Origin of the sequence: Marinobacter sp. es.048, assembly GCF_900188435.1 — a bacterium.
Lineage (GTDB): Bacteria > Pseudomonadota > Gammaproteobacteria > Pseudomonadales > Oleiphilaceae > Marinobacter.
The window spans coordinates 1200483-1213189 of sequence record NZ_FYFA01000002.1 but is presented as its reverse complement, the minus strand read 5'-3'; the positions used below and the strand labels follow the sequence as shown (position 1 = coordinate 1213189).

Sequence of the window (12707 nt, the reverse complement as noted above, 5' to 3'; positions counted from 1 at the left end):
GCCGCGATGAAACGCCTGATCGGTTTCTCTATGTCTGTTCTCTCCCTCGCCCTGGCCGGTTGCGGCGAGGAATGCGATGAACTGCCCGTGGACGGGCGGGATTTTGATGGTGTGGAGTACAGTGAACCGGCGCCCTATACCGGCAAGGTTATCGACGGATACCTGAACAACGCCAGGGTCTGGCTGGATATGGATGGTGACAGTCAGTTCACGCCGGGGCCTCTGGTCATTGAACTGGGTAACGGCAGCGAAGTCACCCTTGCCTCTGGTGAGCCCAAGGCAATGAGCGGTGCCGGTGGTCGTTTCACGATGGACATCTCTGCGTTGGTTTTGCCCCCTTCCGTGGGCCCGGATCTTGATCCCAGGAACTATCCGTTACATGCCGTCGCCCTGTCAGGCAAAACCCTTGAGGAAACGCGCAACGGCGAGATTCCTGAGCAGGGAAGCGGCGTTTCTGCTGGGAGTCTCTCTGATTCAGAATGCCGCGGACGTTATTGCGGTGGTTGATACTGCCGCTCAGGGTGACTTTGCCAATGTCGATGTCGACGCCCTGACCCTGCCCGAAGTGGATATGGAATTAAGCGAGCCGGTGCTGCTGACCAGCCAGAAGGTATACGCCGAGCCTTTCAGCCAGGATGCCCTGCCTGCCAATCGCTCAGGCCTGCAGATCTCCGCCGAGCTGGCCTTCGATTACAGTGAGAGCGGGCGCCTGCTATCCGTCTCGGCGAATGGTTGTCTGTCACCGTCCATGCCGGAGTTGGCGCGCCTGATCGGTGTAAATGGCTATATGGCGAACCTGCAAACCCAGTGGCTGCCTTCTGCCGCACTGTCGGAGCAGAGCCGCTTGAATTTCGATGAAGATGGAACGGATGAGCGTCTGATTTTCGACTGGGACAACCGCCGTGCCTATTTCGAGACCAGCATCACCTGTCATCAGTATCGCGGGATTTCAGCGGGCTCAACGGAGGTTGGCGGTAACCCCGAGGTAAACTACAGCTGGACAAAGGACAGTGGTGAGCTGGCAGAGCTGGTTGCAGAGTATGACACCGGCAAGACCCGCACGCTGGTTCCGGACATGGCAAATTCGTCCTCTGTATTTCCGGGTTATCGGCTTTCAGAGCAGGGCAGTGAGGCGGAGGCCGTGACGTTTGCGGTAGGCATCAGTAACTGTACCCCGCAAGAGGATGCCGTGGACGCGAATTCGAGGTCATTCCCAATTCCGCTTATGCGCGGGTGGAGTATAGCTACCAGCGTTTGTCTGGGTATCTTGTGGCGCTGCTCAATTGATTTGAAATAAGCGTGGCCGGATCAACGCACAATACTTTGGTACTGCATTTGCGCAAGAAAACTAACAATTGCAAAATTTGGCTATGTGACACGGTGTAGCTCTATGTAAACTCCGACAACGGATGTCGTGTAGCATGCGTATCTAATCGGAGTTTTCCATGCGGTCCTGCAGTACCCAGTCCTACGTCCTCGAACATTACCTTCGTTTAAAGACTGATATCCCGGAAAACTGGTTGTCTTCCCTCCAGGCTCTGACTCGTAGCCCGCGGCTTTCAATGGAAGTTGACCTATCTGGCGATCCCGGCAGTTTCTCCGGCCGGTTGGCCTTTCTTGAAACCGACGCTGTGAACGTTTGTGGGTTTTATCTCAGCTCTGCCTCCAGCATCTTTGGGGCGAATGCTGCCACCTCTGCGATCATCATGCCTTTGCAGGGGACAGTTGAATTCGAGGTTGGTGGTAAGCATTTTGTCAGTGCGCCAGGCGCTCCTTTCGTGCTCGACAAAGGTGTTGAATTTTATGCACGACTGTCTGCAAACGTTCATCTCTTCATTGTTCAGCCCGGTCAGTCGGTTTTCAGCAGCGAAAAGATGAACCTGAAGCCCGGGGATCCGGAACTTGTCACTCTTCTCGAGAGTTATCTGGTCGAAACCCCGTTTTTTCGGGATCACGCGCATGCAGTGGAGCGGACGAGTCGGTTTGGTAAAGCGTTACACCAATTTATTGCCGGGAACCATGCAGCGTTCAGGACCCGAGGGCCGGCCGTGCTGGTGGGAGAGGAACGTCGGCTATGCCGGGCACTGGAACTGATCAATGACCATTTGAAAACCGGCGTAGATCTGGACCGGATCGCTAGAGACTCCGGAATGAGTCTCAGGAATTTCTATTACCTTCTGAAGAAATACACAGGTTTGACGCCGTACAGCTATTGTCGCGCGCGGCGATTGGTCAAGGCCCGGGAATCGTTGATTTGTGGGTACCGCAAGGATCCTTTGGTGGCGAACCATGCGCTAAACTGGGGTTTCAACCATGCGGGCCGTTTTTCGTCTTATTACCACGATCATTTTGGTGAGTACCCCAGTGAGACTATTGAGGGCCTGGAGGCGCTCTTGGAGCGCGCTGAAAAAGTCTGGGTGGTGGATGCTAATTCATCCTGGCGAACAAAATACTGGTATACATCGTCGGATGCTACACCTGCTTGACCGGACCGGCACCCGAGCCTGGACAGGCCCGGGCCCTTCTGAGCCCGGTTATCTTTTCGTCGCTGCTTTTCGATATCAGACCTTGAATCGGGCGACCTGCGTATTGAGCCCTTCTGCGAGTCGCGCAAGCTCCTCACTGGCTGCCGACACCTGTTCGGTAGACGCGGCGGATTGATCACCCACATCACGAATCAGTGTGACATTCTGGTTAATTTCTTCCGCCACGGAGCTCTGCTCTTCAGCAGCGGTTGCAATCTGGCTGTTGTGTCGGCGGATCTCTTCGACCCCTTCTGCCATTTCCTGAATGGAAGTGCCTGCCAATTGTGCCCGCTCCAGCGTTTGCTCGGCGAGCTTTGTGCCAGTTTCCATACTGGCAACAGAGGTTTCTGCGCTGGTGACCAGATTAGTAATCAGGGTTTCAATCTCAGCTGCGGAACTCTGAGTGCGTTGCGCCAATGACCGCACTTCGTCGGCTACTACAGCAAAGCCGCGACCCTGTTCGCCAGCCCTGGCGGCCTCAATAGCGGCGTTCAGTGCCAGCAAATTGGTTTGCTCCGCGACTGATTTTATGACATCCAGAACCGTACCAATGTTATTGGTTTCCGCTTGCAAGCCAGTCAACAGTTCCATGACATTGCTGCTCTGTTTGTTCAGTTCTGCAACGAGCTCCAGGGTCTCCCGCACGGCCTTTTCCCCGTGACCGGATTTCTCGCTGGCTTGATTGGCGGCCTCAAAGGCCGCTTCTGCGCTCCGAGCAACCTCATTTACGGTCGAGACCATTTCATTCATGGCGGTTGCCACCTGATCGGTCTGTGATTGCTGGTCGGCAACGCCCTTGCTGGTCTGATTAGTTACCGTCGAAAGTTCCTCTGAAGAAGAGGCAATACTGGCGGCGCCGGTTTCGATTTCCCTGATCAGCTCTCTCAGGTTAGTTATCATTGTGCCGAATGCGGCAAGCAACTGACCGAACTCGTCGCCACGCTGGCTTTGGACATTCACAGTCAGATCCCCAGAGGCAACCTTGTTGGCAATTCCGACGGCTTCATTAATCGGGCCGGTGATTGATCGGGTCAGGACCCAGGCAAGAGTGATGGCAATCAGCAGGGCAATGAGGGTTACGACTGCAATCTCTTTGATCGCAAGATCGTACACTTGCTGCAACTGTTCCTGCTCTGTGTACTTAAGCTCTTCCATAAGGTCGACAGTGCCGGTTGCAACAGTATACATCTGCTCTTCCAGAGATTTGACAAGGTCTGGCGATCCCGAGATGTCCGTTTCGTAATTCCTCAAAAGCGCCTCGTAGGACATGACACCTTCAAGGATCTTTTCGGCTTTTTGCCGGTCTTCACTTCCTTCCTTGTTCATTTCTACCAGCGGTGTAAGCGCAGTTTTTGCATCGTTGACCGCGGTTAGGGCGCGTTCTATGTATTCTGGCTCCTGTGTTATGGAAAAGTTTCTTTCATCTCTCTCCGCCTCGAGCAGATCAATTTCAGCGGTGTTGGCTTGCTTTACTATCGAAACACCTCGGTTGTAATCGCTGAGTGAAAAAAAACTGACTCCGGATACGACAGCCAGAAGCAGCAGAAGAACGGCGAAACTGATCGCCAATTTTTTTCCAACGGAAAGATTTCCAAAAAAATCACTCATGAGCGTCTTTAGACTCCGTGGCTAAACGTGAAAAGTAACTGATCCCGGTGCAACAGATCCCGAACCATTTCAACTGAACGGGACCAACGACTGGCGTCTTATGACTTCGCCCGATGGCTGGGTTTGCCGTTCTCTCCTGTGGACTGCAGAGGTTGTTACTCGATTATGCTGACCATATCCCGACCAATAGTTTTGCTCTGATAAAGTGCTTCATCCGTTCGTTTGAGAGCATCCTCAAAACAGCTGTCTGAAGGCCGAAACTGCGCGATGCCGATGCTGATCGTGGCGCATGCCCGGACATCCCCCACCCGAAAGCGGGCTTTCTGAATAGTTTTCCGAATTCGCTCGGCGAAATTCCGGGCATTAACCAGGCTGGTATCACCCAGCAAGATGGCGAATTCTTCGCCGCCGAGCCGGTAAGCGTGATCGGATGGTCGGAGCTGGTCCTTGACCAGACTGGCAGCCTGGCTGAGGACCTCGTCTCCCATGGCGTGCCCGTAGACATCGTTGATGTTCTTGAAATGGTCAAAGTCGTAAGTAAGGATGGCAGAGTTGATGCCTGACCGAACAAACGTCGAATAGGCGCTTTTCAGATCCCGATTGAACTGTTTGCGGTTGAACAAGCCGGTAAGCTCGTCGGTAACCGACTCTCTCCGTAACTTTTCTTCGAGATTCTTCTGTTCCGTGATGTCACGAAGCACGCCCATCAACAGGTCGTCCCTCTCCTGATGGCAGGTCTCTTCAATCCAGCGAACCTCGCCATCCGGCTTTTGAATCCTGTAACGGACGGTTTTTCCGGACACGGTTCCCGAGAATCCGTGAATGGCGTCGAGCTGGTTCCTGTCCTCGGGCAGACAAATCTTCCGGATTGCGCTAAATGATGGCTGTTCGTTTTGCTGAAGCCCAAGAATACGCGGCATCATGGCCGACCAGAGCATCTGGCCAGAGCGAAGATCGCTTTCCCACCAGGCCATACCGCCGACTTCCTGCGCTCTGCTCAGGCGAGTATTGGCGGCCTGGAGTTTTTCCTTCATCACTTCGATTTCGGTTTTTTCCGAGTCATCACGAATAATGGCAATGCCGTAGTCCACGGATTCGTATCTGATCCGGTTAAGCATGATGTCGATCGGAACCTCTGAACCGTCGCTGCGTCTGCCATTTAACCGGAGCCCTGCGCCCATGGGCCGGGTTTGCTGCTGGTTCAGAAAGGCATCAGCGTGGTTTCTGTGGACGTCCACGGATGATTCCGGGATCAGGATATCCAGTGGCGCGTTCAGAAGTTCTTCTACTCTGGTCTGGAAAATTCCGGCCGCTTTGAGATTTGCAGCAACGATATTCTGGTCTCGATTGACCAGAATCGCGGCGTCTGGAATCAGGTTGATCATGGACTTGAGATATTGATCGTTCATTTGAGTTATTCTTCTGGTAAGTCCTGGTAAGCATTTTTTATGTCGACAAACGCCTGGACATCATCCAGGAAAAGGTCAGCCAGCTCCGGATCAAAATGCTTTCCGCGGTTGTCCCGGATCAGTTGGACGGCCTCTTCCAGGGGCCAGGCTTTTTTGTAAGGGCGGACCGAGGTCAGGGCATCGAATACATCGGCCAGGGCCGCGATCCTTCCGGACATGGGGATATCTTTTCCCTTGAGTCCGGCCGGGTAGCCACTTCCGTCCCATTTTTCGTGGTGATTGAGGGCTATTTCTCGCGCCATGACCATCAGGTCACTGTCGTTACCCTCCAGCAGCCTGGCTCCGATTTCGGCGTGGGTTTTCATGGTCAGCCACTCATCTCGTCCAAGCTTTCCGGGCTTTAAGAGGATGGCGTCCGGGATGCCTATCTTTCCTATATCGTGCATGGGGCTGGCGCTGAGGATGAGGTTGCACTGTTGTTCCGACCAGCCTGCTTTGCGCGCGAGCAGTGCGCACATTTTGCTCATTCTGATGATGTGATTGCCGGTTTCCTCGTCGCGGTATTCGGCGGCGTGGCCAAGGCGCCGGATGATTTCCAGCCTGGTTTCCTGCAGTTCGAGGGTGCGTTGCTGTACCAGTTCTTCAAGGTGATCTTTCTGATTCCGGACCAGCCTGTGGGCAACATGGGCGTCCAGAAAATTCTTAACCCGCATCAGCAGTTCCCGCCGATCAAACGGTTTACTGATAAAGTCCCGGGCACCGGCTTCCAATGCTTTGAGAAGGTATTCCTGATGATGCTGGGCTGTCAGGATAACGATAGGAGGTAAAAGCGGATCTTCGAGGCTGACAAGCTGTTTCATCACCTGGTAACCATCCAGACCAGGCATATTCAGATCCAGAAGGATCAGGGAAGGTCGATGTTCCTGATAGAGAGACAGCACCTCACGTGGATCACTGATCAAAACCAGGTTGGAATAGCCCGCGGAGGTCAGGATTTTGTCCAGTAACTTCAGATTGACCACCTCATCGTCCACGATGAAGATGGTCTGTTCATGAAGGTTCTTGTCTGAAAAAGCGTACATGAGTCTGTTACCCGAGGTATGAATCCAGTGTGTTAATCAGTTCGTCGATGTTGATGGGTTTGGTGAGGTAATGATCGAAACCAGCGCTTGCGCCTTTTTGTCTGTCCTCGCGCATTGCATTCGCCGTCAGCGCAAGCATGGGTTTTTCATTCAAGTGCTGAATTGACTTCAGCTTTTCAAGAAGCGCATAACCATTCATATCTGGCAGGTTTATGTCGACCAGAATGAGGTCGGGTGGGTAGTTATCTGCCAGTTGAAGGCCGTCAGCCGCATTTAGGGCAGAAACCAGAGAGTAGCGGGGCACGCGAGTGATGATGCGTTCGATGAGTTTGAGGTTTGCAGGGTTATCTTCGATATAGAGTATTGTCCGCTTGTCTGTCGTGAGATGGAGTCTAGGGTTATCCCGCGCAGGCTCCGAATGAAGCGTTGGGAAGCCGTTGGTAGAGGTGTTACGGCTCTCATCCGGTAATCGTATCCAGAAGGTTGAGCCTTCCCCGACCGTGCTGGTGACGCCTATGCTCCCGCCCATCAGCTCTACCAGTTGCCGCGTCAGAGAGAGCCCGATACCGGTGCCCTCAATATGACTGAGTTCCGCTCCCAGCCGATTAAAAGGTTTAAACAGCTCAGGAATTCTGGATTCAGGAATGCCGTTACCTGAGTCGGTGACACGCACGTCTATCCAGGACTCCTGGAAGATTTCTGCTTCAATGCGGATGGTTCCGTTCTCCCGGTTATACTTCACTGCATTGGAAAGCAGGTTCAGCAAGGCTTGTTTGAGTCGAGTCCAGTCAGCTGTCACGTGGAAATGTTCAATATTGCCGACAGTAATGGTGAGCCCTCTTTTCTCCGCAGAATTTTTAATGAGCGTCAGCGCCTCATGAATTACAGAGCTGACGGGCACATTTTCCAGGGAGAGCTCCAGCTTGCCGGATTCGATTCTTGCGAGGTCAAGCACTTCATTGATCAGTGCGAGCAGGTGTTCACTGGCAGAGAGGATCTCGTTAACGTTGTCCTGTTGGTCTTCGTTGAGATTGGGGTCACTTTCCAGTAGTTGTCCAAAGCCCTGAATGGCATTTAAGGGCGTGCGCAATTCATGGCTCATATTGGAGAGGAATTCTGATTTTGCGCGATTGGCCTGGTCGGCTCGCTGTTTCGCTCGGATGAGGCTTTTCCGGTTAACCTCCTCCATATCGATCATTCTCTGGGAATTGATAATAACCCCGTAAGTCGCCATGAACGGCCGGAGGAAGTCGATCATTGCTGTGTCGTAGCCTGATTGTCGGTTTGCCAGGGCGAAGTTCCCAACCAGTTCAGAGCCGATGAAAATGGGGACACTCAGAAATGTTCGGATTCTGGGGTGCCCTTTTGGCAGATCTGTAAATAGTTCTTCGGACTCGGAAGCATTGACGGTCACGATTTCTCGACGGCGAATGGCCTCCCCCAGCATGTTGTCCAGCTCATGAAACTCGAATTTTTCTGTGCCGACCCGGCTGAACATCTCGGCGGCTTCGGGGCTCCAGGAAATATCCGTAATAGACTGAACTCTGAGGAAGGGCGAGTTCTTCGGTGTGAAAAGAACTTCAGCCAGAAATCCAAATTCACTGTCGGTAAGTTCGAGCAAGTTATCCAACATGGAATCCAGGGTCGCCCTGAATTTGCCTTCGAGGATAAACGCAGTCAGCGAATCATGAAGCATGTTCAAAAGAGTGGTCTGGCGTGCCAACTGGTCTTTTGCATCACGAATGGCGGTTATGTCTTCAACGACGCCCAGCATCTGTTTTGCGGCGCCATCAGTTCCGCGAACCACCGCCCCGGTTTCAAGTAACCAGCGAATCGTGCCGTCGGGCCAGATAACCCTGTGCTCTATGTGATAGGGCAGGTCGTATTCAATAGATGCCTGTATTGCTTGTTGAATGCTGTCTCTGTCATCTGGATGTACAGCGCCGATAAAGTTTTCGAAAGATGTTTCAAGATCACCCTCGGGGTAGCCGAACAGCATTGGCACTCGCTCGGTCCAATATAGATCATCGGTATCGAGGGCCCATTCCCAGGTTCCAATATTTGCGAAGGATTGTGCCCTACGCAGACGCTCGCGGCTGCGTTCCTGATCGAACTCAGACATCCAGCGTGCGAGTGAGTGAGACACAACATTGCCAAGTACGTCCATCAGACCCTGTTCACAGAACATCTCAATCAGTGGAGATGGCTCGGTGTAAAGCAGAAAACGCCCAAGTTCAGTCTGGTTTGCGCTTAGACTGGTCTCGAATGGTTTGGCGCCACCGGCTATGGATAATTCATCACCGCTACAAGAGTCTCGAATAGAAATAGAAGCTGCCTTTTCCCGAGCGTCAAGAAATAGCTTCCATGAATCGGGAGCGGGGTTAGGTGGTTGCAGTTGGATCGATATATGCTGGATCGAGAGGTAAGCACACAATGGCTGCAGAGCGGCCTGCAATGTGGCCGGTGCCTTTGACCAGTGACCAGCCATGGCTTTAGCACTGGCTTCACTGATGAGCCGGGCAAGTTCACTTTGCTGCTCGATGCGGCGCTCGGCGGTTTTGACGTGGGTAATGTCTTTCCGGATGGCGATGTACTGGTAGGGTCGCTTTTTGTTGTCCAGAAAGGGGACGATGGTTGATGATACCCAGTAGCTAGTGCCGTCTTTGGCCAGGTTGCAGAGCTCACCTTGCCAGACATCTCCATGGGATATCGTCTTCCAGAGATCGCGGTACAAATCCGGTGAATGCTTGCCCGATTTCAGAATACGGTGGTTTTGGCCGAGAAGTTCTGCTTCCGAATATTGGCTGATTTCACAAAAGCGCCGGTTAACTTCAATAATCCGTCCCTTGCTGTCGGTTTTACTGACGATGGCGTGCTGGTTGAGGGCAAAATGTTCCTGCTCGCGGTCATAGAGGAGTTCGTAAACCCGTCCGCCGGACCGTCTGCGCGTAGCGTCCGAGGCGGTGAGTTCCCGAACGGCCTGAGCGAGCTCTGAGAGTTCAGCGTAATGGCAATTTACCCTGAAGCCACTGCCTTTCCTTTCTCTGTAATCACCATCGGGTCCGCTTATAAAAAGTATTGGAAGGTTTGATGTTTCAGGGAGGAAGCGCAGAATGTCGGCCAGTTCCTCGCTATTACAGGACTCGTCGTCACTCCCGATCACCACCACATCCAGACTCTGCGTCTGAAGCATTTCCATGCTGGCCTGCAACCCAGGGGCTGCAAGGGCCTTTACCGAACCTTCTGCCAGTATTCGCTGGATTTCTTCCCGAAAGTCATGCCGGCCGTCAATGACAAGTGCCGTGCGTATTGCCTGAGAGTGGGATATACCAAGCTCAATGCACGCATTGCTCAACATTCGCGTGGTAACCGGTTTCTTCAAAAATCGGTGCGCGCCGCTGTTTACAGCCTGGCTTGCCAATTCAGCTGAAACAGAACTTCCGATAACTACTATCGGAGCATTGCTGGAATCGAACAGCCCTGGGGCATTCGCGATAGCTGATTCAAAAAACGACGTCTCGAAACCATCCGCATCGAAGATCCAGAGATCCGGAATTCTGTTGTCTTCGAATGCGGCGTCAGCCTGAATAAAGTGGCAGTCAAAACCCGAAGACATCAGATTTTTTCTTTGCCGCGTCAGCCAGCCTTCCGTGCGTTTATTACCTAGAACAAAGATTTCAATCATTGCAGATAAGTCTTATCCATCCATTAAGTCACTTCGGACTAAGCGGTGTTCCTTTCCCGCAGACGATAGACGAGCCCAGCAACTTCTCCGATCTGACGTTTCAGTTCGTGCATGGACTCCTGAGCTTCTTTGACAACGCCCATGGCGGTATCGCCAAGGTCGTTTATGCTCACGATTTTTCCGGATATCTCTGCGGAAGCGTTGTGTTGTTGTTCCGCCGCTGCCGAGGTGCCATCACAGGCTTCGGAAATTCGTTCAATAAATGTGACGAGTTCTGCCAGAGTGGTCTCGGAGCTGATGGCGTTGTCTACCGTTTTCTGTGCATAGCTGTCGCACCGCTCCATGGATCGAGTAGCATTTGAAACGGTGTCATGAAACCGGCCAAGTGTTTCGTTGATTTGTTCGGTTGTCGTTTTTGTTCGTAATGCGAGGCTGCGAACCTCGTCCGCGACGACTGCGAAACCACGGCCAGCCTCTCCCGCCCGCGCAGCTTCGATGGACGCATTCAGGGCCAGCAGATTGGTCTGCTCAGTGATGTCACCTATGACACTCAAGGCTTGAGCGACTCCCTTGCTTGCTTCAGTGAGCTGTCCAACCGCGTTTGAAGCTTCTTCAAGCTCTTGCGAGAGGGCGTCCATGCTATTTCGGGTTTCTCGCGTCAGGGCCTGGCCACTGGCGACTCGTTCGTTGGCCAGTTGCACCTGATCAAGCATGCCTGATGCATTGTTTGCCACTTCTCGGGACGTTGCAGACATTTGTTCGCTTGCGGCTGCAATCGTATCTGTCGCTGTAGATTGTTCCTGAACAGCGGAGTGTGCGTCATTGCTGCGGGAGATCGTGTGCTCGGCTCGGCCATCCAGTTTGCCGATAACATCGTCCATGCGTTTTACGATGGCATCGAGTTCAGCCTGCTGCTGACTGATCACCAGCTCCAGAGAGCCAATATCATCGACCCGGCCGGTAAAGATGTGTTCGGCGACGGTGTCATTGATAACCGTTCGGGCTCGATACACGCACTGCCTTAACGGTTGCGTGAGCGCCAGGATTGCAAAGGCACCGACCAGAACGGCAGCGAGCAATACCCCAAGACTGGTTGATAAAGACGCTGCAAACATCTGCCCCGTGCTGGCAGCAGCCAGTACAAGAGTCATGGCCATGATCAGTTTTGTTTGAAGTGAGAGGCCCCGCCGAAGGCTGGCTGCATCTACGGGGCCTTTGTTTGGCTGATGTTTCCTAAGGCTGGCGTAAAGTTTCTCTGCACGGGCTTCCGCTTTTGGGTCGAGCTGTGAGCGGATCGATTGCAATTCAATTAGCTCCCCGTGCTTTCCCGTAACCGGGATGGCATAAGCCCTTACCCAGTAGTGATCGCCATTTTTGCAGCGATTTTTCACAGCGCCCAGCCAGGTTTCACCTGATTTCAGCCTGCGCCACATCTCTTCATAGGCAGCCCTTGGCATATCCGGGTGGCGGATGATGTTGTGGGGCTGGCCAATGAGTTCTTCCCGCGAAAAACCGCTGATCTCGACGAACTCATCGTTTATATGGGTAATCTGTCCCTTGGGGTTGGTTGTGGACAGAATGTTGGCGCCCTTGCTGACAGGCACATTTTTATTTGTAACTGGATGGTTCGCTCTCACGGATGGATCTCTTATGAAACAGTACGATGAATTAATCTTCGCCAGCTATACGGTTGTCATTATGGCGCAGATTGCTACATGCGTTGTTGTAAGAGGGAGGCAGAATGCATGTGATCAGTTAGGCATACTTTGATTTAAGAAATTGTTTTTAAAGGTTAAAATAACCTTACCTTTTAAAGGGGATCAGTGGAGTTCAAGTTTCTGTTGCAGAAATCGGATAGGGCCGGTGCGTTTTTTGCAGAATATGGATAAGGGTTTGTTGGATGCTGAAAATAGAGTCACGACAGCTTGCTGTCGATAGGTTGGAACTAGCGCAAAAGGGAGGGATAGAAATAGAGTATGAGACGAAAAAAGCAGACCGTTCGAGGCCTTTTTGACGCAGCTGTAAGATTGGATTCTGGAGATGATTCGACCGACTTCCTGCGGGAGGAAGTGGTGCCGAGGAGAGGACTTGAACCTCCACGGGGTTGCCCCCACTAGCACCTGAAGCTAGCGTGTCTACCAATTTCACCACCTCGGCAGGTGATTCGCATAACCTTAGCTTATTGAAAACTAAACGTTTCTGCCAGCGTTGAGGTGTGTACCTCAACTGATGGCGCGTACTTTAATAATTCCGGTCGGGACTGTCAAACACTTTTTTGCAAAAAGAATGGCAGGTATTTATGCCTATTCCAGCCAGGTTGATAGGCAGGAGCTCCGTCCCAACGTTATACTTATTGCAAATGAATCTAAACTGTGCCGCGTTGGTGCAATCTCAGAAC

Annotated in this window: 8 protein-coding genes and 1 tRNA gene; 3 read left to right on the top strand and 6 right to left on the bottom strand. The window is 52.6% G+C overall.

The window, feature by feature from the left end; all coding sequences use genetic code 11:
- The first annotated feature begins 6 nt into the window (after window positions 1–6).
- From CFT65_RS19350 to CFT65_RS16605, 3 genes are all read left to right on the top strand, one after another.
- Entirely contained in the window at window positions 7–507 is a 501-nt protein-coding gene (locus CFT65_RS19350; RefSeq protein WP_228705879.1) for a hypothetical protein, read from the top strand.
- Window positions 407–1297, top strand: a complete 891-nt coding sequence (locus CFT65_RS19345; RefSeq protein ID WP_228705878.1) for a hypothetical protein — start codon at window positions 407–409, stop codon at window positions 1295–1297. Before CFT65_RS19350 ends, CFT65_RS19345 begins: the two co-directional genes overlap by 101 nt.
- Window positions 1298–1445: 148 nt before the next feature.
- The gene (locus CFT65_RS16605; RefSeq protein WP_088829156.1) at window positions 1446–2486 is read left to right on the top strand and encodes an AraC family transcriptional regulator; all 1041 of its coding nucleotides are present in this window, start codon (window positions 1446–1448) and stop codon (window positions 2484–2486) included.
- 75 nt (window positions 2487–2561) lie between these two features.
- On the opposite strand, the gene CFT65_RS16600 is transcribed toward CFT65_RS16605, so the two are convergent.
- The 6 genes from CFT65_RS16600 to CFT65_RS16575 all read right to left on the bottom strand — a co-directional run bounded on the left by CFT65_RS16600 (window position 2562) and on the right by CFT65_RS16575 (window position 12466).
- Window positions 2562–4133, bottom strand: a complete 1572-nt coding sequence (locus tag CFT65_RS16600) for a methyl-accepting chemotaxis protein (RefSeq protein ID WP_088829155.1) — start codon at window positions 4131–4133, stop codon at window positions 2562–2564.
- 155 nt (window positions 4134–4288) lie between these two features.
- Window positions 4289–5542: a diguanylate cyclase gene (locus CFT65_RS16595; protein WP_088829154.1), complete on the bottom strand. Its 1254-nt coding sequence runs from the start codon at window positions 5540–5542 to the stop codon at window positions 4289–4291.
- Window positions 5543–5547: 5 nt separating this feature from the next.
- Window positions 5548–6624 (bottom strand): HD-GYP domain-containing protein, encoded by a 1077-nt coding sequence (locus CFT65_RS16590; RefSeq protein WP_088829153.1) that lies wholly within the window; start codon window positions 6622–6624, stop codon window positions 5548–5550.
- 7 nt (window positions 6625–6631) lie between these two features.
- Entirely contained in the window at window positions 6632–10309 is a 3678-nt protein-coding gene (locus CFT65_RS16585) for a PAS domain-containing protein (protein WP_088829152.1), read from the bottom strand.
- 38 nt (window positions 10310–10347) lie between these two features.
- Window positions 10348–11913 (bottom strand): PAS domain-containing methyl-accepting chemotaxis protein, encoded by a 1566-nt coding sequence (locus CFT65_RS16580; RefSeq protein WP_228705877.1) that lies wholly within the window; start codon window positions 11911–11913, stop codon window positions 10348–10350.
- A 466-nt stretch (window positions 11914–12379) separates the two neighbouring features.
- Window positions 12380–12466: transfer RNA gene (locus tag CFT65_RS16575), tRNA-Leu, on the bottom strand.
- Between the last annotated feature and the right edge of the window lie 241 nt (window positions 12467–12707).